The organism is Parasphingorhabdus sp. JC815 (assembly GCF_040717415.1).
In the GTDB taxonomy this organism is placed as follows: Bacteria; Pseudomonadota; Alphaproteobacteria; order Sphingomonadales; family Sphingomonadaceae; genus Parasphingorhabdus.
Window position 1 is genome coordinate 271,042 of sequence record NZ_JBFEFM010000004.1, and the last position, 24,078, is coordinate 295,119.

Below are 24,078 nucleotides of genomic sequence, written 5' to 3' on the forward strand. Positions count from 1 at the left end.
AATTTAATTACAGCCCAAATCGGGTAATATATCAGCGCCAAAGTGCGCGAAACGGGGAGAAGTTCAGTGAGTACAGCACCAGTTTCCGGGTTTGAAGCTGCTATTGAACCAGTAACAAATATATCGGATTTCATCTGGGGCGGCACGTGGAACGGGGAAACGATACTGTCTATCGCTGGTCAACCTATCCCCCCGATGGTCATTGTATTGCTGGGTGCTGGCATCTATTTTATGATCGGCTTGCGCGGCTATCCCTTATGGCGTCTGTTTCCGTCTTTCGCAGCACTTTTCAAAAGATCCGGCAAGCAGGGCGCTGGAGAAATTTCTCCATTTGCGGCTCTGTCTACCGCTCTTTCCGGCCAGGTTGGTACCGGCAATCTGGCAGGTGTAGCAACTGCGATCACGCTGGGCGGGCCAGGAGCAATTTTCTGGATGTGGGTGACGGCTCTCTTTGGCATGGCGCTGGCTTTTGCTGAAGGGTCGCTGGCAGTGCGCTTTCGCGAACAGACCGCAGAGGGAGTCTACCGTGGCGGACCGATGACCTATATCACCATCGGTCTGGGACCAAAATGGGTCTGGTTAGCGGTTCTTTTTTGTTTGGGGGCTCTGTTCTCTGCACTTGTAACCGGCAATGGGATTCAGGCAAATAGCCTTGGTGACAGTGCCAATGAACTGTTCGGTGTTCCGGAATGGATTGGTGGCGCGGTTGCTGCTGTTGCAGTTTTTGCGGTAATCATTGGCGGTATCAAGTCAATTGGCCGTGTTGCCGAAACCATCGTGCCGTGGATGGCTGGTGCCTATCTGTTGATGGCGTTCATCGCATTGATAATCAACCTGCCTTACCTGCCCGAAACATTCTCGCGCATCTTTGCCGGTGCATTCGGTTATGATGCAGCAGCCGGTGGCTTTTTGGGCGGGATGATCATAATTGCCATTCGCGCCGGTGTAGCCCGCGGTCTATTCTCTAACGAGGCAGGGCAAGGTTCAACCCCGATCGCCCATGCTGTTGCACAGACCAATGATCCGGCTGCGCAAGGCCGCTTTGCCATGATGGGCACATTTATCGACACTGTCATCATTTGCACCATGACCGCGCTGGTCATGTTGACCGTGGCAGGAGACTTCACCGTGACCGATGCTAATGGTGTCAAACAGGCGGTGGAACATGCCTGGCAGTCCGATCTTGGCGGTTTCGCGATGACATCCGGGGCTTATGCAGCGGCTTTCCCGTTCCAAGTCTTTAACGTTCCTATCGGTACTTTGGTCGTCTCCATCGCGCTCATCCTTTTCGTGTTCACGACGCTGCTGACGTGGAGCTATTACGGTGAACGGGCGATCACCTATCTTTATGACCTACTACCCGGATCTACGCTTAGCGGTGAAAAAAAGCTCCATTTCGTGTGGCGAATTCTTTGGTGTGTCGTGATATTCTTTGGATCATTCGCGCCACTCGAACTGATCTGGCGGCTCGGGGATATTTCAAACGCGGTGATGACGCTGCCGAATATCGTCGCCCTGCTCGCCTTGTCCGGTGTGGTTTTTGCGCTGGCCAAGGGCAACCGCACTGCTGGCACCGACCATGGCCGGGAAACTCCTAAAGAACTGACACAGGAAATCACCGGTGCAGTAGGGCATTAAGGTTCTATATAAATGATCAAACGCCTTTATGACTGGATGCTCGACAAGGCCGGGCATCGTCACGCTAGCAAATGGCTAGCCGGGTTCAGTTTCACCGAATCGAGCTTTTTCCCGATTCCACCTGATGTCCTGCTTGCGCCCATGTGTCTCGCCAAGCCGGAAAAATCCCTGTGGTATGCCTTTATTTGCACCGTGGCTTCGGTTCTCGGCGCATTGCTTGGCTATGCCATCGGTTATTTTTTGTTCGAAACTATCGGTATTGCCATTCTCGAATTTTATGGCGTGACCGACAAGTTTGAACTGTTTGCTCAAAACTTCAATGAACAGGGCTGGATCGTTGTTCTGCTCGCCGGGTTCACGCCTTTACCATTTAAAATTATCACAATCGCTGCGGGCAGCACGGCAATGCCGCTCTATATATTGATCTTTGCGGCGATAATTTCCCGTGCCGCGCGATTCTTCATCGTCGCTATACTTCTGGGCCGGTTCGGCATGCCGATGAAGACATGGATCGACAGAAATTTTGCGCTCGCCACCACTGTTGGAGGCATATTATTCGTTGGTGGTTTTGCAGTAGTGCGTTGGCTCGTATGAAATCGTTGAATATCATGCGAATAGCGCAATTTTAATTTGATTCTGACCCCAAACTTACATTTCCTCTGGCTACAGAACAAAATATTTGTAGCGATATAATCGACACTTGCCTAAACACGGGTGATGAGCACCGGAAAAGTTTCAAAGAGCAATGATCCTGTGATTGAGGATATCAGCGAACTGATTGCACCCATGCAAAGCGGCGAGAAGCCGAAAGAGCAATGGCGCATCGGCACAGAGCATGAGAAATTCGTCTATTGTTCGCAGGATCATCACGCCCCCAGCTATGAAGAACCCGGCGGGATCAGGGATATACTCCTTGCTTTACAGGAGTTTGGCTGGACACCGGTAGAAGAAACCGGGCCGGATGGGAAACAACATGTCATAGCTATGTCTGGTGATGATGGCGCAATTAGCCTCGAACCAGCTGGTCAACTTGAATTATCCGGCGCTCCGCTCGAAAACCTGCATGAAACTTGCAACGAAACCGGCCGCCATTTGGAACAGGTTAAAGCGATTGGTGCAAAGACCGGCTCAGGGTTCCTCGGCATGGGAATGTGGCCAGACAAGACGCGCGCAGAATTACCGATCATGCCAAAAGGGCGCTATGAGATCATGGTAAAACATATGCCAACGGTCGGCAATCTCGGCCTGGACATGATGTTGCGCACCTGCACCATTCAGGTCAATCTCGACTATGCCAGTGAAGCGGATATGGTGAAAAAATTCCGTGTCGGTTTGGCGCTACAACCACTTGCCACTGCACTTTTTGCCAACTCGCCATTCACCGAAGGAAAGCCTAATGGCTTTGAGAGCTTCCGTAGCCATATCTGGTCAGACACCGATCCGCATCGCACCGGCATGCTGCCCTTTGTCTTTGATGAAGGTTTTGGTTACGAGCGCTATGCCCAATATATGCTTGATGTGCCGATGTATTTCGTTTTTCGTGACGGTAAATATATCAATGCGGCGGGCCTTAGTTTCCGGGACTTCCTGAACGGGGAACTATCGGTGCTTCCGGGTGAAAAACCGACCATGGCGGATTGGAATGATCATCTTTCTACCGCTTTTCCCGAAGTGCGACTGAAAAGTTTTCTTGAGATGCGCGGCGCCGATGGCGGCCCGTGGAACCGCATTTGCGCGCTTCCTGCTTTCTGGGTCGGCTTGTTATACGATCAAGCTGCACTGCACGCCGCATGGGACCGGGTTAAGCACTGGAACATGGAAGAGCGTGAAGAATTGCGTAACACAGTGCCAAAAATGGGACTTAACACGCCGCTACCGGATGGAGGCAAGATGCTGGATCTGGCGAGTGAAATACTTGACATTGCTTCGTCCGGCCTGACAGCGCGGAACCGTCTCAACACCAGCGGCGACAATGAAAGCGGCTTCCTCGACCCGCTGCGTGAGGTTGTGGCCCAAGGAAAGTCACCGGCGGCCCAGTTGCTTGATCGCTATCATGGCGAATGGAATGGCGATTTGTCACGCATCTATGATGAAATGAGTTTTTGATCACCCTGATCCCGCATATTAAAATTCAAATCTCGCCTGTGCAGCTGTCTCTACCGGCTTATTCCCAGCGTCCTCTTTTGGCAGATCAAGGTTTCCAAGCGTCAGGCCAAGCAGCCGCACTCCGTTTTCCACTGGCATGATACTGGACAGCAATGCGTGGCCTATATCGGCAAATTCGGACTTGCTCTCGACATTGCGTTCCAATGACCTCGACCGTGTTATCTGGCGAAAATCGGCATATTTGGCCTTTAATGTTACAGTCCGTCCCCTCGATCCGGTTTTCTCAATATTTTTCCAGACGATATCAATAATCTTATCCAGCGCATCTTCTAGATCACTCTCACTGACAAGGTCTCTACCATAGGTGCGTTCCCCGCCGACAGATTTGCGGATACGGTTGGGCTTTACTTCACGGTGGTCCACGCCGCGACATGCCCGATAAAGATAACCGGCAGATTTGCCAAAATTCTGGCGCAGAAACGCCTCAGACTGAGCGCGCAAATCCGCACCAGTGTGGATGTCGAGCGCCGCCATACGTTCAGCTGTTTTCGGACCAACGCCAAAAAAACGTCTGACAGGTAGTCCCGCGACAAAGTCTGCCCCCTGATGCGGCTTGATCACACATATTCCGTCCGGCTTATTCTGGTCCGAGGCGATTTTGGCGATGAACTTGTTATAGCTCACCCCGGCACTGGCCGTTAGTGCGGTCTGTTTCCTTATCTCTGCGCGTATCATTTCGGCAATGCGGGTTGCGTTACCTATGCCCATTTTGTCGTGGGTCACATCAATATACGCTTCGTCGAGCGACAGTGGTTCAACCAGATCGCTGTGCATCCGGAATATCGCGCGGATCTGCTGTGATACTGATCGGTAGACATCAAAGCGGTGCTGCACAAATATCAGGTCCGGACAGCGCCGTTTCGCCGTAACCGAGGGCATTGCAGACCGCACACCGAATTTACGTGCTTCATAGCTTGCCGCTGCGACAACTCCGCGCGCCGATGATCCACCAACGGCAACCGGCTTGCCGCGCAATTCAGGATGATCGCGCTGCTCGACGCTCGCAAAAAAAGCATCCATATCAATATGGATGATTTTGCGGATGCCCGGTTGCTCCGTCATCTTTCCTCTTCGGCGGCCTCGCGATACTGATCCATCAGCGCCGCCGGGACGGCCATTTTAACCATGGATGGAAAGCTTGCCCGCGCGCCGCAGCTTATATAATTCGGAGCATTGATCATCCCATCATTGGGCGTTGGCAATTCCTCATCAGTGCTCAATCTCCCATCATGGTAAATGTCTATCCGTCCGTCATAATAGCGCATAACCGGAACATTGCGGCTCTCATCGCCTTTGCGAGTCGTCAAACTGTACCAGCCAGTTACCGGATCAAAGCGCAATCCCCTGACATGCAGGCTGCACAAATGGGCATTGGCGCCTATAGCATCGCCGGACGCCTCAATACTGCCGTCTAAGTTGCGCCTGACCCACAGGCTGGAACGCGCTTCCTCTGCCAAAACCGGCACCAATTGAACATAGCTTGGGGACCGGGTTACATCGTCGCCCAGTGGCAAGACTTGCTCCAGAAACAACGCTTCTTCTCCGGGCGAAAGCCAATCCGACTCCCCTATCAGGCCGATCAATTGGCCAACACGACGGTCATAGGCCTGACGCAGACACTCGCCGGGATATTGATTGTCCGCGCAGCTATTGCGCTTTTGAAGCCATAGCTTTTGACTCTCGATTATCCTCCGGTCGCGCTTTCGAACTTCCTTGAAAAGCACCACCATCTGCCGGTCATACTCCCGCAGGTTGCGGTCCTTGCAAATTTCCTTCTCAATAGGGGTCAAGGAGCCACCACAATTGAAAGAGGGCGCGTCATTTTGCGCCGCTGTCAGCGCAGAGGCCATCATCGTCATCCATGTTTCCGGCAGCATCATGACTTTTTCATTGCCACCAGTCAGAAAGACCGCGCCCATCACACTTGCATCCCGAAAATTGGTCATTTGACGCGGGCTTATCACTGCCTGGTTTAAAATCGCGCCGGTCATATCTGCATGATAAAAGTCAAAACTGCTCCAGTCGGAAAAAGCGAGATTTGCACCTCGCGCGCTGATTCCGCTGCGTGAGAGTGGACAGCCATCAGACACTGTGATCCCGCAGCTAAAGCGAAAGCCGGTTAAGTTGGCACTATTCAAATTTAAGTTCTCGACATTTCCGTCCCATCCGCCATCCAGCTTGCCACTCGTCCAGTCTGCGCCCGTGGCATCGACTGCGGAAAAATTACTGCTACGGATCAATATGTCAGGCATTTTCGCACCCGACATATTGGCAGCTTCGAGATTAGAACCAATGAAACCCAGCCCCGGCGCGGTCGTTCTCGACCAGTCCGAATGGCTGAGGTCACTTTCGACAAAACAAATATTGGACAGATCCACGTCAGTGAATCTCCACCCGGAGAAATCACCGTCCCTGATTATAATCGTCTTGCTACCTGCATCCTGCGAATAGCTGGCAATCTGATCTGGTGAAGTGATCGCTGCGCCATCATGAGTTTTAAGGGCCGCGCCCGGATCCTCACCACCACTACCGTACAGGTCTCCTATGGCATATTGGCACCCCGGTACAGGAGGAATGGGTAATTGCGCCGTGGCAGAGACAACTGGAAACAGCATAGCCAGTAACAGCAAAAACACACGGGAATGACATGTAAACTTTATACTGGTCACGCTATTCTGGTAACTCCCAAACTGATGCGGTACTATTTTAATCTATAGCCACGATGAATATTAGTTGCCATAGCCCGCCGATGCAAAACAAGACGTTCCCCTTCCCGATCGGCCGGATTGAACTGGTCATCATGATGGCCAGCCTGTTATCGCTCAATGCTTTAGCGATTGATATCATGCTACCGGCACTGGGTCTGATTTCCGATGATTTTGGTTTGCGCAACGAAAATGACCGGCAATGGATGATCACATCCTATATTTACGGCATGGCTGTAGGGTCGATACTCTATGGCTCGCTGGCTGATCGATATGGCCGCAAACCGGTCCTGTTGGTGACTATCGCGATATATATCGGGTTTGGGATATTTTGCGCATTTAGCGAGAATTATAATCTGTTGCTAATCGCCCGCTTTGTTCAGGGGCTTGCCGCATCGGCCATGGGTGTGCTCGCCAACAGCATCATTCGCGACCGATACGAAGGCGATGCAATGGCCCGCACCATGTCAACCATCATGATGGTCTTCATGATCGTGCCCGTACTAGCGCCCATGGCTGGACAACTCGTGCTTCTTTTTGCCCCGTGGCAGGCGATATTCATTGTATTATCCACGTTTGGACTGGCTATTTTGATTTGGGTGATGATGCGGCTACCGGAGACGCTGAACCCCGCTGACAAGATAGAAATAAACATCTCCTCCGTTATCAACACATGGGGTAAAGTGGTGCGACACCGCAATTCTGTTGGTCATGTCATTGCCAGCGGCTTAATGATGGCACCCTTATTTGCGTTTATCGCCTCCGCCCAGCAAATTTTTGTTACCACGTTTAACGCCGGCGACATTTTCGTGTTTATTTTTGCTATTAACGCGATGGCAATGGCCGCCTGCAATTTTATCAATTCACGCATCGTTATACGGTTTGGCGCACGGCGGGTATCGCAAGTCGGCCTGATATTCTTTATTTTTTCCGCACTGGTCCATCTTGTCGTGACGTTGGCGGGATGGCTAACCTTACCGGTTTTCGTTGTCCTATTAGCCGCATCAATGGGCATGGTCGGCTTCACAGGTGCAAATTTCAGTTCGATCGCAATGCAGCCCTTTGCCAAAGGTGCTGGCGTGGCTTCTTCGTTTCAGAATTTCACACGAACGCTTCTTTCCGCCGCGATTGGCGGAGCAATCGGTCTGCATTTTGACGGGACGACTCTGCCATTGGTCACCGGCTTTGTGATTTGTGGCTGCGCGACGTTTCTCTTTATATTATGGGCCGAGAAAGGCGTTTTGTTTCGCCGCGTGCAAACTTCCGCGAAACGGTAGCGACTGGAAAACGGCAAGTGCAGCTGCTGAAAACTTCTCAACACGGCTGATATGAATGCTCTTCAGTAATGTAAAATAATCTGGTCGCGCAAAATAGCCGGATTACTTGCTATCCATTGCCGCGATCCACTCGCTCAACAGCGCCGCGCCCTCCTGATGAACCAATGACCGGCCCACTTCCGGCATTGCAACGCCGGGTTCCAGACTTTTCAATCGGTACAACATGATGCTCTCGTCCGGCTGGCCCGGCGCAATCGCGAATGAAAAACCGCCACTACCGCGCCCGGCGGCAACCGGACGTTTGCCGATACCAAGTTGAACGGGGGATTGCTCTTCATAGGTCAGAAATAGCCCTGAATTACTCGCCGAGCCCTGACGATTATGGCAATGGGCACAATTAATATCGAGATAGGCTCGCGCACGCGATTCCAGCGGCATTCCATCATCCATATAATCGGGTATCGCCGGATGATCTTCGACCGGAGTCTTAAGCATGTCATTGTCGGTTAACATGTCGAGCGTGTCTGGCGACAGGTTTCTCAGTTTTGGTCCAATAGGCTCCACCGCACCGGACAGTGAATGGCATTCCTTGCACTGGTTCTTGTTTGGCACGGCATAGCTAATATCACGCACAACATTGGACGGGTCGGTAAAACGTACCGGGATCCGCGTTCCCGCCACTTTTAACGTTGCCTCGGTCTGATCAGCATTCCAGACATAAGGCAACGCGATCCAGCCACCTTTGCGGTGCAGCATTACCCGGGTTTCAAGCAACCGGTCTTTCCCGTCAATCTTGTAACCAAAGCTTTTGATCAGTGCAGAACCGACCGGAAATTGTACGACACCCTTTTCATCAGCTACAGCCTGCTGTCCTTCGGGTATGTAAATATAGCGGTATTTTTCCGCATAGTCGCTGAACAGAGGACTGTTGAGCCGATATAGCCGAACGCCCCGATTCGGTTGCCATCCGGAAGCATCGGTAAAAAATCCGAACTCTGCCAGTTTTCGGGGCATGACATCTGCCATAATTACCGCATCGGCCACCTGTCCCGTCCGGTGAATTGGAGCGGCGCTCACCGCAAATCCGGCGGCGCACAAGGCAATAGCGGCAATCAGCAAACGCATTATTTGAGGCGCTCCTCCATCACAGCAGGAAGAACAACCGGCTGTAATGGCGCAGCGTTTTCAAGGCTGTTTTTATAAAGCGATGGCTTGGCCTCGCTTACCGGCTGTCCGACTTTTGTCAGACCAAGGCCAAGCACTGGCACTTCATCGCTGACAATCAAGCCGCGCCCCAGTTCATCATAAATAATCGCAGGTAACGCACCACCAAACGCAGCCGCCAATTGGGCCCCTCCATCAAAATCGGGCGCATATCCCGTGCGGCCATAAATATTGTCTGCAATATATACATCCCGCGGAGTAGGGTCATATTTGGGATCGTCAAATTTCTGCGTATAGGCGACCACCATCACATTGGTCGTGCCGTTGTTAATCATTGCATTATCAGTCACATGAACATTGCGATTGGCCATGACCATCACGCCGGTTCCCGCCGGGACGCCAGCAACAATATTGCCCTCCGGCGCAAAATTAGCGGTATTATTGTCAATAATCGCATTGCGCGCGACAAGCACGTTATGCCCCCCCATTTGCGGCAGGTTCGGCAGGTCAAACACTAAAATGCCGCCGGTATTCTTGTTTAACAGATTTTCGGTAACCTCGGCGTCATAACTATTTTCGATTTCAATACCCGCAACATTTTCAATCGCTGTATTGCGGCGGACAATGATGTTTTTCGACTGACCGACATAAATACCGGCATCCGAAGCGCCGCGAACAACGCTATCCTGCACCAATATGTCGCTCGCCTCCACGGGGTATATACCATAGGCGCCGTTGCTGGCTTTTGGTCCGCCGGTCCATTCTACGCGTACCGCATGATAGACAATCCGGTCGGCGCCCTTGGATTTAATCCCGTCGCCTTTGCTATCTTCAACCGCAAAGTCGCGTAGCACCACGTCGTCCGAAGTGACCAGCAACCCTTCTCCCGCGCCAAGCTGTCCGGCAAAGCTCAGAATAGTTTGATCCATTCCTGCACCGCGCACCGTTACCCTGTCCACATCAAGCGAGAGTCCATCGGTAAGCTCAAATGTTCCTGCGCCCAAAGTGACTACATCGCCCGGCTCGGCAAGGATCAACGCTTCCTGCAAGCGTTCCTGTGCGTCTGCGCCAGCCTCTACCGAAATGGTTTTTGCCAGCACTGGCATGCTAAAGCATAAGGCACTTACGGCCATTAACGTGCGGATCATATCTCTCTCCCTTTTGAGAGGGATAATGACGCAATTTAACGTCCTTGCCAAGGGCATTGACAATACTGTCAGTAATGACGCGATTTTACGGAGTTAATTTTCGGACAACATCCATTCGACGGCGGCGTCAGCATGGATCTCCATACTATCGTATATTGGCAGGATATTCGCCTTTGTGTCGACAATCATCGCTAATTCGGTGCAGCCCAGAACAATGGCCTCGACCTCTTGCTTTGCAATATTGGTCAAAAATGTTTTCATCGTGCGTTCCGAATCGCGTGACGCTTGGCTGAACATCAATTCTTCATAGATTATCCGGTCAATCTCCTCCGCCCGATTTTCGTCAGGTGGGCTGAGTGTGACACCTTTGGCGACAAGCCGCTTCCGGTAGAATCCCTCTGTCATAACATTGCGCGTACCGATCAGCGCTGCGTTTTTGACACCATTGGCCACCATCTTGTCACCGACACAATCCGCGATATGCAGGATCGGTACGCCTACTTCGGGTGCGACCTGTTCATAAATTTTATGCATCGCGTTTGAACAGATTAGGATTGCTGTAGCGCCTGCATTTTCCAGCCGCTTTGCCGACCGGATCATCAACCCTGCCGCCGCGTCCCAATCATCATCGGATTGCAGCCGTGCATAATCGCTGTAATTAACGCTTTCAATTGACAATTGTGCACTGGAAAAGCCGCCCAGACGGCGTTGGACTTCACTGTTGATCCGCCGATAATAGCTTTCGGTCGAGACCCATGACATGCCGCCGACTAGGCCAATCTTACGCATGGTCAATCACTTTCTGATCTGGATAGCGTCGCTTGTAAAGCCTGCTGCACCATATGGTATTGGAACACCGAATAGGCACTCCACCGGCAAGCCAATATTTTGGCCTGCCGGCTTCATTTCATTAATATCAAAGCGCTTTAACAATGTCCTCGCACATTTTTTTCGCATCGGACAACAGCATCATCGTCTGGTCCATGTAAAAGACTTCATTGTCCACGCCCGCATAGCCGACACCGCCCATAGAGCGTTTGACGAAGAAGATAGTTTTAGCCTTATCAACATCAAATACCGGCATGCCGTAAATGGGTGAGCCTTTATCGGTTTTTGCCGCCGGGTTTACAACGTCATTGGCACCGATGATGAAAGCAACATCCGCTTGCGCAAATTCGCTGTTAATATCCTCAAGCTCGAACACTTCGTCATAAGGAACATTGGCTTCTGCAAGCAGAACGTTCATGTGCCCCGGCATCCGGCCTGCGACCGGGTGAATGGCATATTTAACGTTCGCACCTTCTTCTTTGAGCATATCACCCATTTCACGCAGAGCATGCTGGGCTTGTGCTACCGCCATGCCATATCCTGGCACGATGATAACATTTTCCGCCTGTTTCATCATATAAGCTGCGTCTTCCGCACTGCCACGCTTCCACGGACGGTCGATCTTTTCGGCTCCGTCAGATGCTCCGCCGCTATCCGAACCAAAGCCGCCGGCAATCACGCTGATAAAGCTGCGGTTCATGGCTTTACACATGATATAGGAAAGGATCGCACCCGACGAACCAACCAGCGCGCCAGTAATGATCATTGCAGTATTGCCAAGTGTGAAACCCATGGCTGCCGCCGCCCAGCCGGAATAGCTGTTAAGCATCGACACAACGACCGGCATATCCGCGCCGCCAATCGGAATGATCAACAGGAAACCGATGACAAATGCAAGCACCACAATGGTCCAGAATATTACCGCGGTTTCAGTCGTAGGAAGGGTTGTGAAATAAGCGGTCAGACCGATAATTCCCAGCAACACACCGATATTAATGACATGACGGCCCGGCAGCATGATCGGCGCACCGGACATATTCCCGTTCAGTTTCAAAAAGGCGATAACAGAACCGGAAAAAGTAATCGCACCAATGGCGACACCCAATCCAAGTTCCACCCGGCTGACTGTCAATATCTCGCTATTGGCATCCAATATGTCAAAGGCACCGGGATTGAGATAGGCCGCGATACCGACTAGCACTGCTGCCATACCGACAAGACTGTGAAAAGCCGCCACAAGTTGGGGCATATCGGTCATTGGAATACGCCGGGCGATAACAAAGCCGATTACGCCGCCAATCACAATGGCCACACCGATTTCGGGTAAGCCGGCAATGTCATGGGTGATCAAAGTCGTCACCACGGCGATCAGCATACCGATCATACCATAGCGGTTACCCGCCCGGCTGCTTTCGGGGGAAGATAGCCCCCGCAATGCCAGAATGAACAATACGCCGGATATCAGATAAGCGACCGCCACCCATGGATTAACCGGTTCACCGGCTCCAGATGCGGCTAGTGCCGGCGTTGCGAGAAATAGCGCCGCTGCGCCCCCCAATAATGTGCGCATTATTTGCGCTCCTTTTTCTTGTACATTGCGAGCATCCGCTCCGTAACGGCAAAGCCGCCAAATATATTCACACTAGCCAGCACCACACCGACAAGCCCCAGCCATTTCGCGGCTTGACCGCCATCTGCCTGCGCCCCGGCTGCCGCCGCGATCAACGCACCGACAATGATCACCGAGCTAATCGCATTGGTCACAGCCATCAACGGCGTATGCAAAGCCGGTGTCACCGACCAGACCACATAATAGCCCACGAAACAGGCCATCACGAAAATTGAAAGAATTGAAATAAAGTCCATTTGAATTGCCCCTAGTTTGCCAGAAGGCGCTCGTGCACTATCTTGCCGTCTTTGGTTAGCCGTATGCCAATTGTCACTTCATCATCATCGGGCAACACAGGCCGCTTTGCCTCTTCATCCCAATAGGCGCTGAGGAAGTTATAAAGGTTCCGAGAGAACAGAGCCGAACTGTCCGCCGCCATGGTGGACGGCATATTATTGGCGCCGTAAATTTTCACGCCATGCTTTTCGACCACCTTGCCAGCAACAGCGCCTTCGACGTTGCCACCTTGCTCGGCAGCCAGATCGACGATCACACTACCTGTACGCATTGTTGCGATCTGGGCATCCGAAATCAAACGCGGCGCCGGACGCCCCGGGATCAGGGCCGTGGTAATCACAATATCCTGCTTGGAGATATGTTTGGATACCAATTCGGCCTGCGCCTTTTGATATTCCTCGCTCATTTCCGTAGCATATCCGCCGGTGCCCTCCCCCTCGATACCAGCGACATCTTCCACGAAAATCGGCTTTGCGCCCAATGATTTAATCTGCTCTTTGGTAGCAGCCCGCACATCGGTAGCCGACACTTGCGCGCCCAAACGCCGGGCCGTTGCAATCGCCTGCAAACCGGCAACGCCGACCCCCATGACAAAACATTTTGCGGCAGGCACAGTGCCCGCCGCCGTCATCATCATCGGGAAAGCGCGGCCATAATAAGATGCCGCCTCAATCACTGCTTTATATCCCGAGAGGTTGGACTGTGACGATAATATATCCATGGATTGTGCACGGGTGATCCGTGGCATGAATTCCATCGCCAGCGCATCTATGCCCAGCGCAGCATATTGGTCGATTCGTGCCCGTTCACCAAAGGGGTTAAGGCTGGCGACCAGCCATGCACCCTTTTTAATGGATTTAAGCGACTCGGGATCCGGTCCCTGTACAGCCAACACAATATCAGCGTCTTTCAACACTGCTGCGCGCGTCCCCATACTCGCTCCTGCGGCTTCATAATCCGCATCTGTAACCGAAGCAGACAAGCCTGCGCCCTTTTCCACCGCCAGAGTCGCGCCTAGTGCTGTGAACTTCTTTACCGTTTCCGGGGAAGCACTCACCCGTAGCTCACCGTCGGCGAGTTCTTTCAATACCGCTATTTTCAAGGATTATTCCAATCAGCTTATAAGAATGACAACCAAAAGCACCGCCAGAGCCGTAATGATCGAGGAGATCTTCAGCCAAGAGGTAAAGCCGCTATAAGTTTCTTCCGCCGATTTGATATTCTTATCAGACGCCATGATTCCTCCACATATTCGAACAAAGCTTGCGCTCGCTCTAAACATATATATCGCATCGCTCAAGGCCCGTATCCTAATTAGAGTGATAGAAAATAATATTTCGAGTGATTGAAAACACTAGTGGTTCTTAATCCGGTCTTTACCCCTCGTTGCTACAGAAATACTTCAATCTCGCAGCTATAGGGTAAAAATGGCGCAAAACAGCACAAAATTGTTGATGCTAATAGATGATGAACCGGCACAATGCCGGTTGATATCTGCAGTGGCATCGCGAGCGGGCTACCGCACAATTTTTGTACGGGATGCTGAAACCGCGATTGCGACACTCGGCACGCAGGATGGTATGATGCTCGACGCCATCATTCTGGATCACTGGGTTCCTGGCCCTGAATCCACGGAACTCATTGCCGAGCTGAAATCCCGCCGCCCGGCTCTGCCGATTTTAATGCTCACCGCCGATGCCTCGATTTCTGAAGCTGTTAATGCTGTGCGAGCAGGTGCGATCGACTATCTGATAAAGCCGGTCGCTCCGGAACAGTTGTTGCAGGCGCTGAGCGCAGCGGTGGAAAACTCCAAACAAGCCGGAGAATTGCAACCGCTTAGCGAAAAAATCTCCGCGCCGCTCGAATTTGAAGAAATTATTGGCTCCGCTCCCGCCTTTCGCGCAGCACTGGCGATCGCTGCCAAAGCCGCCCGCGCCCGTGTCCCGGTTCTTATCGAGGGGGAAGCCGGCGTCGGCAAAGAAGTCATTGCCGATGCTATTCACGCGGCAAGCCCGCGCGCCAAACAACCGTTTCTGAAAGTCAATTGCTCTGCCATTAGCGGCAATTTACTTGATTCCGTTTTATTCGGCCACGAAAAAGGCGCGTTTACTGGAGCCTTTGACCGCAAGATCGGACTGCTTCAACAGGCAGAGGGCGGCACGATATTTCTGGATGAAGTGGACCGGATTCCTCCTGAAACACAAGTCCGTCTGCTACGTTTTCTGAAAACTTCGGAAATACAGCCGCTGGGCAACCCCAATAGTTTCCAGATTGATGTGCGAATCATTGCCGCGACCAACCGCTCTCTGGAAGAGGAAGTCCGCAAAGAGCGGTTTCGCGAGGACCTTTACTACCGTATAAATGTCGTCCAACTCACTATCCCTCCTTTGCGCGATCGCGCCGGCGATATTCCAGGGCTTGCCCGGCATTTCCTGACGCGGCTTGCCTTGCAACCGGGATTGCGTAGTCTTGGCATTACCGACGAAGCGCTTAATTTACTCAGTAATTATCAATGGCCGGGTAATGTTCGCCAGCTACAAAGCGTTCTGTTCCGGGCCGCAGTAATGTGCGACCGTGATGCGCTGACCTGTGATGAATTTCCGCAAATTGCATCTTTTGTCGCCAATTCCGGCGAAACCAAGCCGCGTTTGCTCAATAATCAGGAAGGAATCGGCGTGACTCTATATGCCGAGGACGGCAATTTACGCCCACTGGAAGAAATTGAAGCCGATGTGATCCGTTTGGCCATCGGGCATTATCGCGGTCGCATGACAGAGGTAGCGCGCAGACTGGGAATTGGCCGCTCGACACTTTATCGTAAGCTAGCTGACCTTGGCATTGATAATGCGGCCTGACCGCAAATCCGTGACAGGACAATTGCTGCACAGGACTATATACGGCCCCCTAAAAGAATACGCCCCTAAAACATCTGGTGCATAGTATCTGGTCATCATGCTTGATCTTCCCGATCTTATGGTCCTAATCTTCCAGTTGATGTTTACTCCTCCACTCTTTAAGTCTGGCGAATATGACAATGTTGCAAAAATCATTCCCGCTCTGCACCGCCCTTTCTATGGCTTTGCTCCTGTCTTCTTGCGGTAAACAGGAAGCCGTCGATGACGTGCCGTCCAGCGAAGAACTCGCCAAAAAAGCGGATGAAGCCAGCAAAGCCATCCGGGATCAGGAAGATGCCGACGCTGCTGCCATAGATACATCCAGCATGACCAGCTATGCCAACCGTATGCGCGGTTTTACCATATTGGTCCCGAAAGACTGGACCGTTGACGAAGACGCCAGCGACAATGATGGTCAGACATTCAGCGATGCCCAAAATCAGGTGACACTGAAGGCAGGGTGGGTGGAAAATCTTGAAGATGCCGATTTGACTGATGCAGTCAAAGAACTGGAAAACGCCGGGAGTGGCGTGACTGGCGGATTTGTAACCGAAAATGAATATCGCGCATCCGGAACACTGGAAGACGGTCAGAAAACAGCTCGGCGTTTCTTGCGGAAGCCAGATGGCACGTTGATCAAAGCGGTGGTTCATTATCCGGCTGAAAAGGCCGAAACACTTGATCCGCTGGTCAAGCAGATATTGGATAGCCTGACGTTGCGCTAAGCGGATTGCACATTAGCTGATAAAAGCGAGGGCGATATAGACCCGCTCATTATCAAATTGTCAGCGTTGCGATGAAAACGATCTGAGAAAACGCTCCGAAAACCACTAATATTTGATACGGTGCTTAGCGATCCAGCTTCACTGCAAGAAAACCGGGAACTGGTCCGTTCCAGCCGTTATCGTCCTCAACCTCTGGCTTCGGGGACGGTTTAGCAGAGGCAGCCTGATGCTGGTCCTGTTTCTCCGCAGATTTCGATGGCCGTTTTTTCGCTTCACCGGATTGATTATCGGAACGCGGTTTAGCGGGTTTATCATCCTTTGCCCGATCAGATGACGATTTATTTGCTGACGGCTTTTTACCGCTCTGCTTTTTCTCTGGCTTGACCGATTTGCTGTCCCGCACCGGCAGCTTCATACCTGTCAGCTTTTCAATGCTTTCAACATGCTCGTCATCGCGCTTGGTCACAAAGGTAATAGCAACGCCGGTGGCGCCTGCTCTTCCGGTTCGGCCTATGCGGTGGATATAGTCGTCGGGATGCCAGGGAATATCGTAATTCACGACATGGCTGACTCCTTTGATATCCAGACCGCGTGCTGCAACATCCGAAGCGCATAATATGTTGATTTCACCGGATTTGAACCGATCCAGTTCGTCTAATCGTGAAGATTGATCCATATCGCCGTGAATTTGTCCGGCATCAAATCCGTCTTTACGCATTTGCTGGCACAGATCGCGCACTTCGGCCTTACGGTTACAAAAAATAATCGCGGTTTCGACGCCTTCATTGTCCAATATGCCATAAAGCAACTTGCGTTTCGCTTGCGGCGCAACATGGATGATGGATTGCTCAATAGATGTATTAGCCGTCGCTGGTCGCGATACTTCGATAGATTTCGGATTATTCAAAAACTGATCGGACAGTTTCTTGATCGGCGGCGGCATGGTTGCAGAAAACAGCATGGTCTGCCGGTTAGTGGGCAATTTAGAGCAGATTTGCTCAATATCGGGAATAAACCCCATGTCGAGCATCCGGTCTGCTTCATCAATAACCAGCAATTCACAGCCGGACATTAAAATCCGTCCACGCTCAAAAAGGTCCATCAGCCGGCCCGGAGTGGCGATCAAAACATCGACGCCTTTTTCCAGTGCTTTTACCTGATCTCCCATAGATACACCGCCGATAAGCAGCGCCATGCTGAGCTTGTGGTTCTTGCCATATTTCTCGAAATTTTCAGCAACCTGCGCGGCCAGCTCTCTGGTCGGTTCCAGAATGAGCGAACGTGGCATACGCGCCCGCGAACGGCCCTGCGCCAAAATATCAATCATCGGCAGCACGAAACTGGCCGTTTTTCCTGTTCCGGTTTGCGCGATGCCGATAATGTCTTTCATCATCAAAACGGACGGGATGGCCTGTGCCTGGATAGGCGTCGGTTCATCATAGCCCGCATCAGCGACAGCATTTAATAATTCATCAGATAGGCCGAGGTCGGCAAATTTCATAGTGTTTCCGGAAAATATGGATGCATGACTGCACGATCAAAAAGCCTGTAAAAGCCATTTGGGGAGATGGTGCGAAATGCCTCTTTTGTCAAGTTATCTAACATCTTCGGGCATTTTCAACTATTCAAAAAGAATAATTATAACGTCGCTGCCAGAACTGTGTCATTCTGGTACAAGTAAACGGAATCGGTCAATCTCACATTTCGCGCCTGTTCTCGAATGGAGAATATCCCGCCCAGAGCATATTTTGCCATCATCGGATTTTTCCATATAAAATCCAGAATAAAAACTTCTTCCCTGACATTTTTTCTTCAACCGCACTCGCACCATCTGGTTGTTTTTAGACACTAAATCCAGATGCCGGTCGCCAAAGCCGCGCACACCCAAAATGTTATTCATCGGCAAACATTTGCCAATTTTCTTTTCTTTATACCTCTGTGATAAAATGCTTTCCGCGAAATCTGCCATAATCGCTGATCTGACCGGGCGACGACGTGGAACCCGTATGATGACGCGTTTCTCGATTCGGACCTGTGCATATTCATGTTCGGTAGCGCCAACATAAACCCCCTGGGCTTTCACAGGAGGATCGGCAACAGGCAGCTCTGATGTGACCGGAGTCACCAATAGCAATGATGCAAAGAGCGAAAGACTCACCGAAAACCCCTAACTACCAACACTAGCCTATACCATCAGCGATTGAACAATGGATGAACTATCTTTTCTACAGTGATATTGGTGTTCGACCGTAAAACATTTATACATATAAGAATCTTTAGTATTTTGGAGTGAATAATGCCGGAAATGGCCAATGGGTTGAACAGCATGGCCGATATTGTCGGGCCGAAAGGGTTTACAAGTGCGCCCGCCGATATGGAACCATGGTTAACCGATTGGCGTGGTCGCTATACCGGCAAAGCGCTAGCCCTCATTTCTCCTGCGTCAACTGACGAAATATCCGCCATTGTCCGGATTGCCAATGATCACATGATTGCTCTGGTCCCGCAAGGGGGCAATAGCGGCATGGTTGGCGGAGCCACACCCGATACCGGAGGACAGTCTGTATTGTTATCGCTGCGACGGATGAACCGCATCCGCGATATTGATGCTGAAAATAGGCTAGCCATCTGTGATGCCGGAGTCATTTTGCAGAATTTTCACGACACGCTGGGCGAACATGGCCAGCGGTTTCCGCTGACATTGGGCGGCAAAGGGTCAGCAACCATAGGCGGACTGGTATCCACCAATGCCGGCGGCACTCAAGTTTTGCGCCATGGCACAATGCGCGCACTGGTCGCTGGATTAGAGGCGGTTTTACCTGACGGAAGCATATATGAGGGACTATCCGCCCTTAAAAAAGATAATAGGGGTTATGACCTGAAACAGCTTCTTATCGGCGGGGAAGGAACGCTCGGTATCGTAACGGCAGCAACGCTTAAAACCGTTCCGGCGCTCATCGACCGCTGTGTTGCATGGGCCGGTGTATCATCACCGCAGGCCGCTTATAAGCTGTTCCAATTTCTCAATAGCCGTGAAAGCCGCTTACTGGAGGGATTTGAAATAATCCCGCGGTCCTGTCTGGATGCGGTATTAAGACACATACCCGGCACCCGGACGCCGCTGGCGGAGGATGCGCCGTGGAACGTGCTGATTGAAATCGTTCGTGACCAGCCGGAAACCGCCGACCCGACAGCCGTTACCGAAGGGCTATTGGCCCAGGCTATGGAAAATGAGCTTATCCATGACGCAGCAATTGCTGCCAATGAAAGTCAGGCCGAGGCTTTCTGGAAAATCCGCGATTCGATTTCCGAAGCGGAACGTGCCGACGGCCTTGCCTTACAACATGACATCAGCGTGCCGGTAGCGCAGATGGCTGATTTTATCAGCGACGCTGGCGTGCATATTGAACAAGTCTTCCCCGGGACGAAAGTCGCTGCTTTTGGCCATATGGGCGACGGAAATGTGCATCTTCATGTGAAAGCTCCGAAAGAAGCCGGGACCGGGCCGCATTGGGTAGAGCAAGCGGCCAGAACTATCTCTCCGGTGGTCCATGATCTGGTAGTAGCCGCAGGCGGATCCATTTCAGCGGAGCACGGGATCGGCCAAACAAAACGCGATGAGTTGGAGCGGCTGGCCGGTGATGCCCGGATATTGACCTTACGCGCGATCAAAAGCGCACTTGACCCGAAGAATATAATGAATCCGGGCAAACTGGTTCCTCTTGCGTCAGAGGCTTCAGCCACTTAAAGCCGCTACAAGAAAAAGATTAGTCACACATAATATTTCGGAGATTTACCTATGGCCAGTGCGCCGCAAGCTCAAGCTCTACCTATGTTTTACAAAGATCTGGTGCCGCTCAATTCCAAAGAACATCGCGATTGGAAAGTCAAAGGGCTGGATAACGCATCATTCATGCAGCAACAGCACGCAATTCCTCTGACAGTTGACGAATTTGCCAATGCCGCGCGCAATTATCCGATTGTTTTTTCGATTGGTGATAATAGCGTTCCTCTCATCCTCATGGGACTTAACGAGGGCGTGAATACATTTATGGACGAAGAAGGCCGGTTTAATCAGCCTGCTTATGTGCCTGCCTATGTGCGTCGCTATCCTTTCATGCTTGCGAAGCTACAGCCTGATTCGGAAGAATTATCACTGTGTTTTGATCCCACGACCGAAGCGATTGGCGATTTCAAAGAAGGTGATCCCCTGTTTGAAGATGAAAAGCCTTCTGAAAACACAAAAAACATATTGGAATTTTGTGAACAATTCGAACAGGCTGGACAGCGCACCGGACAATTTGTCGAGGAACTGAAAAAACTGGATCTCCTTATGGAAGGCGAAGTATCAATACAGCAGACCGGCGTTGAAAAACCTTTTATCTATCGCGGTTTCCAGATGGTAAATGAAGAAAAACTCCGTGAGCTGCGCGGAGATGAATTACGCAAAATGAACCAGAACGGTATGCTGCCTCTGATTTATGCACATCTGTTCTCGCTCCAGATCATGCGGGAAGTATTTGCTAAACAGGTTGAAGCAGGCAAGGTTCCACAGGTTACGGAAGCACCTGCTATATAGATAACCGATGATCAGGAGGGGGAAATATGGTCCAGCGAAGCAGATATAGCAAAACGGCAATTTGGCTTCACTGGATCATTGCACTTCTTGTCATAACCAACATCGGTCTGGCCGAACTGACCGAAGATTTTTCCCGTGAAGCCCGCGGCCCCTATATGAATACGCATAAGGCTGTGGGTATTTCGATATTGTTCCTGTCGCTGGGTCTGCTGGCCTGGCGGCTAGGCAATAAACCACCGACATTGCCCGCCACTATGCCGGGCTGGCAAGTTCTTGCTGCACGGATCAGTCATATATTTTTCTATGTCCTCATGATCGGACTACCAATTGGCGGTTGGCTGTGGATGTCCACCTATCCAGCCCCTTTCAGTTATTTCGGCCTGTTCGATGTGCCGATGCTGCCAGTCGAAGGTCAAAAAGCACTGGGTGAAACATTGCATGAGGGGCATAAACTGGCCGGTAAGGCGATGATCGTCCTGCTTCTCATTCACTTGGCCGCAGTCATAAAACATCAATTTCTCGACAGGGACAATCTGATCCAGCGGATGTGGCCCTCCTGAACCGCTGTTTTTAGCTGCTTACGTAATAGAAACTGTTTCTTGCGAAACCATATATTTGTGAAGCCGTAACAAAAAATTTGTCCAGAGGCCTTGCAACTTTATAAGCAAAGGACCACATTATCAGTAGTGCTGATCCGCATCCCCCGATTAGGATCAGTACCGGCATTTTTTGAATGCCACCTCCCTGAACCTTGACCACCTCGCTATTTTAGCGGGGTGGTTTTTTTTGATCACTATCAACAATATCAGATAATTTCGCAGGCTATTCTGCGGCGAGTAAGAACCGGCCGTTCATTTGATCGGTTAACCGCATTGCCAGATCCGCGATTATATTCGCGACAGCAGATAGCCCGCTAGCCGGTTCCCGTAACAGGCTGTCCAGATAATAGCTGCGATCCACCTCCAGTTGAAGTGCATGAATATCATGCTCAATCTTGCTATGACGCTCTAGAATATAGCCCCCCGCATAGGGGTGGTTTAGCCGCGCCCTGACGCCCGATTGCTGTAGAAAAGCTAATGAAAGCTCTGAATAGCGGGAACCGGCGCTCTGGCCAAATCGGTCGCCAATAATCATATCCACGCCGTCCTGATCCTCTTTCAGTGGCGGCATGCTATGTAGATCAAGCAAAATAGCACCACCGAATTTTGCACGCATACGCTCTAATATTTCTGATATGCTTGCATGATAAGGCTCATGATAGCTATCCAGACGGCCGTTAATATCAGCCCATTGCCATTTGCGCCGCCACAAATTACCCGCGCCGTGCAACCGGCTTGGAACGACGCCCAGCCCTCCCCGCACTTTGCGGCTGGGCGCAGGTAACTGGCTAGAGGAAAGCCCCTCAATCATAGCGACATCTAATTCCGATGGCTTGCGATTCAAATCTATCCATGCCCGTGGTCGATGCGCGATAATGGTGGGAAATCCTCTGGAGATCGCCGAGCTTGCAAGCCGGTCGGCATAGCGATCTTCCAAGCGTAATAAATGCACAGCCGGAACCGCCAGATTGCTCATTATATCTTCGGAATAAACGCGTCCCGCATGCGGTACACTGATCAACAGCGGTAATTGCAAATCATCGACATTACAGGTGGTAAAATCCTCATCATCCCCGCCTGATGAGGGTAATATAATATTATCGCCGATATGATCCGCCATATGCTTCCATTTGTTAGACGGCATAATATCCTATAAAAGCTGCTGACAGAACCAAAATGTTAAGAGATTTGCACCTATAGTCCGGTTTAGGCATAAATGCCGTAGCTATTGAAGCAATATTGACAAGGGATTGCCCAACAAATGATCAGAATTCTCCTTGCGGAAGATGAACAGTCCATGCGTGAGCACCTGACACGCGCTCTGCAAAAGGCCGATTATGATGTTGTCGCGGTTGATCGCGGAACAGCTGCACTCCCCTATCTTGAACCGACGGAAAACGAATCGGAAAAGTTCGACTTGCTGTTAACCGATATTGTGATGCCTGAAATGGACGGTATCGAGCTTGCCCAACATTGTGCCAAAGTATCCCCCGATACGCAGGTCATGTTCATTACCGGATTCTCTGGCGTAACCCTGCGTGCCGGGGAAACGGTTCCCAAAGCCAAAATCCTTTCCAAACCGTTCCATCTGAAGGATCTTGTTTTGGAGGTGCAGCGGCTATTTGAGCCGGATAGCATCGGCGAACTCAATTAAGTCTTGCGCGCTGTCATAGGGCTGGCTAGACGGCCTACAGCGTGGGCGTATAGCTCAGTGGTAGAGCACTTCGTTGACATCGAAGGGGTCGGGAGTTCAACTCTCTCTACGCCCACCATGTTTCCAGACATTTAAGAATCACCAAGCAGGAAAACCGTGCCCGCCATGGGTCCGCGCACCATGCAACACCATTTTCGGTCACGCTAAACAATGGAATCCAATCGCTTGTGCTACCTGAATTAACAGGAGCTTTCGCCCTTATTTTCGGGATTATATTAGCGATAGTATATTGACGGCTTTAAGCCTCGATAACTGCAAGCAACTGAATAATATAGGAAAATAATTCCCGAGGTCGCCCATATCTTGAGCGTGGCCGATGCGAAACAAGGATAGGAGGCGGGGGATATGGCACTTAACAAGATATTTGATCCGATCCAGATAGCCGGATGTACGGTGCCAAATCGTGTCGTTCGTACAGCGCATGGCACCCGAATTGGCGGCGGCGTGATGAATGATGATCTTATCGCTTATCATGAACGCCGTGCCCGTGGAGGCTGTGGCCTTACGATTCTCGAGATTTTAGGGGTGCATGAAACCAGCCTCGGCCCGTTGAATATGATGGACCCAACCCTTGACGAAGGATATGCGAAGCTGATGAAGGCCGTCAATCCTTACGGGATGGCTATATTTCAGCAAATAAACATCGCTGCAAAATTGCCAACGCGCCATGGCATCGCTGACATTGCCGTCTGGCTTTAGCAAGAAATCTACCGGCATGGCGTGGATGTGCGCCTG

General features: G+C 51.3%; 23 protein-coding genes and 1 tRNA gene. 12 read left to right on the top strand and 12 right to left on the bottom strand.

Translation table 11 applies throughout. The features are described from left to right. Positions 1-66: 66 nt before the first annotated feature. From AB1K62_RS11230 to AB1K62_RS11240, 3 genes are all read left to right on the top strand, one after another. The gene (locus AB1K62_RS11230; RefSeq protein WP_367003629.1) at positions 67-1,638 is read left to right on the top strand and encodes an alanine/glycine:cation symporter family protein; all 1,572 of its coding nucleotides are present in this window, start codon (positions 67-69) and stop codon (positions 1,636-1,638) included. 12 nt (positions 1,639-1,650) lie between these two features. Continuing rightward, positions 1,651-2,232 (top strand): YqaA family protein, encoded by a 582-nt coding sequence (locus AB1K62_RS11235; RefSeq protein WP_367003630.1) that lies wholly within the window; start codon positions 1,651-1,653, stop codon positions 2,230-2,232. 123 nt (positions 2,233-2,355) lie between these two features. Further along, positions 2,356-3,744 carry a glutamate--cysteine ligase gene (locus AB1K62_RS11240; RefSeq protein WP_367003631.1) on the top strand — a complete coding sequence of 463 codons (1,389 nt, stop codon included), beginning with the start codon at positions 2,356-2,358 and terminating at the stop codon, positions 3,742-3,744. 18 nt (positions 3,745-3,762) lie between these two features. Here AB1K62_RS11240 and dinB read toward each other — a convergent pair whose 3' ends face one another. After that, positions 3,763-4,866 (bottom strand): DNA polymerase IV, encoded by a 1,104-nt coding sequence (gene dinB / locus AB1K62_RS11245; RefSeq protein WP_367003632.1) that lies wholly within the window; start codon positions 4,864-4,866, stop codon positions 3,763-3,765. Beyond that, complete coding sequence (locus tag AB1K62_RS11250; protein WP_367003633.1) at positions 4,863-6,473, bottom strand: pentapeptide repeat-containing protein; 1,611 nt, start codon at positions 6,471-6,473, stop codon at positions 4,863-4,865. Before AB1K62_RS11250 ends, dinB begins: the two co-directional genes overlap by 4 nt. An 80-nt stretch (positions 6,474-6,553) precedes the next feature. Between AB1K62_RS11250 and AB1K62_RS11255 the strand changes: the two genes are divergently transcribed. Beyond that, the gene (locus AB1K62_RS11255; protein ID WP_367003634.1) at positions 6,554-7,786 is read left to right on the top strand and encodes a multidrug effflux MFS transporter; all 1,233 of its coding nucleotides are present in this window, start codon (positions 6,554-6,556) and stop codon (positions 7,784-7,786) included. 102 nt (positions 7,787-7,888) lie between these two features. On the opposite strand, the gene AB1K62_RS11260 is transcribed toward AB1K62_RS11255, so the two are convergent. The 7 genes from AB1K62_RS11260 to AB1K62_RS11290 form a co-directional block, all read right to left on the bottom strand. Further along, positions 7,889-8,911: an SO2930 family diheme c-type cytochrome gene (locus AB1K62_RS11260; protein ID WP_367003635.1), complete on the bottom strand. Its 1,023-nt coding sequence runs from the start codon at positions 8,909-8,911 to the stop codon at positions 7,889-7,891. Then, complete coding sequence (locus AB1K62_RS11265) at positions 8,911-10,098, bottom strand: parallel beta-helix domain-containing protein (RefSeq protein ID WP_367003636.1); 1,188 nt, start codon at positions 10,096-10,098, stop codon at positions 8,911-8,913. The genes AB1K62_RS11260 and AB1K62_RS11265 overlap by 1 nt, the downstream gene beginning before the upstream one ends. A 93-nt stretch (positions 10,099-10,191) precedes the next feature. Continuing rightward, positions 10,192-10,887 carry an amino acid racemase gene (locus tag AB1K62_RS11270; protein ID WP_367003637.1) on the bottom strand — a complete coding sequence of 232 codons (696 nt, stop codon included), beginning with the start codon at positions 10,885-10,887 and terminating at the stop codon, positions 10,192-10,194. A 127-nt stretch (positions 10,888-11,014) separates the two neighbouring features. Further along, complete coding sequence (locus AB1K62_RS11275) at positions 11,015-12,499, bottom strand: NAD(P)(+) transhydrogenase (Re/Si-specific) subunit beta (RefSeq protein WP_367003703.1); 1,485 nt, start codon at positions 12,497-12,499, stop codon at positions 11,015-11,017. Then, on the bottom strand, positions 12,496-12,792 hold the full coding sequence (locus tag AB1K62_RS11280) for a proton-translocating transhydrogenase family protein (RefSeq protein WP_367003638.1): 297 nt from the start codon (positions 12,790-12,792) through the stop codon (positions 12,496-12,498). Before AB1K62_RS11280 ends, AB1K62_RS11275 begins: the two co-directional genes overlap by 4 nt. Before the next feature lie 11 nt (positions 12,793-12,803). Then, entirely contained in the window at positions 12,804-13,934 is a 1,131-nt protein-coding gene (locus AB1K62_RS11285) for a Re/Si-specific NAD(P)(+) transhydrogenase subunit alpha (RefSeq protein ID WP_367003639.1), read from the bottom strand. 12 nt (positions 13,935-13,946) lie between these two features. Next, on the bottom strand, positions 13,947-14,069 hold the full coding sequence (locus AB1K62_RS11290; RefSeq protein WP_367003640.1) for an aa3-type cytochrome c oxidase subunit IV: 123 nt from the start codon (positions 14,067-14,069) through the stop codon (positions 13,947-13,949). Between the two features lie 190 nt (positions 14,070-14,259). On the opposite strand from AB1K62_RS11290, the gene AB1K62_RS11295 reads away from it, so the two are divergent. Then, entirely contained in the window at positions 14,260-15,687 is a 1,428-nt protein-coding gene (locus AB1K62_RS11295; RefSeq protein WP_367003641.1) for a sigma-54 dependent transcriptional regulator, read from the top strand. Between the two features lie 173 nt (positions 15,688-15,860). Beyond that, entirely contained in the window at positions 15,861-16,451 is a 591-nt protein-coding gene (locus tag AB1K62_RS11300; RefSeq protein WP_367003642.1) for a hypothetical protein, read from the top strand. 124 nt (positions 16,452-16,575) lie between these two features. Here the strand turns inward: AB1K62_RS11300 and AB1K62_RS11305 are convergent, their stop codons facing one another. Together AB1K62_RS11305 and AB1K62_RS11310 are read right to left on the bottom strand one after the other, a co-directional pair. Continuing rightward, entirely contained in the window at positions 16,576-17,952 is a 1,377-nt protein-coding gene (locus AB1K62_RS11305) for a DEAD/DEAH box helicase (RefSeq protein ID WP_367003643.1), read from the bottom strand. A gap of 162 nt (positions 17,953-18,114) precedes the next feature. Further along, entirely contained in the window at positions 18,115-18,609 is a 495-nt protein-coding gene (locus AB1K62_RS11310) for a hypothetical protein (RefSeq protein WP_367003644.1), read from the bottom strand. A gap of 138 nt (positions 18,610-18,747) precedes the next feature. Between AB1K62_RS11310 and AB1K62_RS11315 the strand changes: the two genes are divergently transcribed. From AB1K62_RS11315 to AB1K62_RS11325, 3 genes are read left to right on the top strand one after another with little or no spacing between them, the layout of a single operon-like run. Beyond that, the gene (locus tag AB1K62_RS11315) at positions 18,748-20,199 is read left to right on the top strand and encodes an FAD-binding oxidoreductase (protein ID WP_367003645.1); all 1,452 of its coding nucleotides are present in this window, start codon (positions 18,748-18,750) and stop codon (positions 20,197-20,199) included. A 51-nt stretch (positions 20,200-20,250) separates the two neighbouring features. Then, the gene (locus tag AB1K62_RS11320; protein ID WP_367003646.1) at positions 20,251-21,030 is read left to right on the top strand and encodes a SapC family protein; all 780 of its coding nucleotides are present in this window, start codon (positions 20,251-20,253) and stop codon (positions 21,028-21,030) included. A gap of 26 nt (positions 21,031-21,056) precedes the next feature. Then, complete coding sequence (locus AB1K62_RS11325; protein ID WP_367003647.1) at positions 21,057-21,590, top strand: cytochrome b; 534 nt, start codon at positions 21,057-21,059, stop codon at positions 21,588-21,590. A 262-nt stretch (positions 21,591-21,852) separates the two neighbouring features. On the opposite strand, the gene AB1K62_RS11330 is transcribed toward AB1K62_RS11325, so the two are convergent. Further along, on the bottom strand, positions 21,853-22,773 hold the full coding sequence (locus tag AB1K62_RS11330) for an N-formylglutamate amidohydrolase (RefSeq protein ID WP_367003648.1): 921 nt from the start codon (positions 22,771-22,773) through the stop codon (positions 21,853-21,855). Positions 22,774-22,890: 117 nt separating this feature from the next. Between AB1K62_RS11330 and AB1K62_RS11335 the strand changes: the two genes are divergently transcribed. The 3 genes from AB1K62_RS11335 (at position 22,891) to AB1K62_RS11345 (ending at position 24,042) form a co-directional block, all read left to right on the top strand. Further along, positions 22,891-23,283 (top strand): response regulator, encoded by a 393-nt coding sequence (locus AB1K62_RS11335; RefSeq protein WP_367003649.1) that lies wholly within the window; start codon positions 22,891-22,893, stop codon positions 23,281-23,283. Between the two features lie 43 nt (positions 23,284-23,326). Then, a tRNA-Val gene (locus AB1K62_RS11340) sits at positions 23,327-23,401 on the top strand. A gap of 287 nt (positions 23,402-23,688) precedes the next feature. Further along, on the top strand, positions 23,689-24,042 hold the full coding sequence (locus AB1K62_RS11345) for a hypothetical protein (protein ID WP_367003650.1): 354 nt from the start codon (positions 23,689-23,691) through the stop codon (positions 24,040-24,042). The last annotated feature ends 36 nt before the right edge of the window (positions 24,043-24,078 follow it).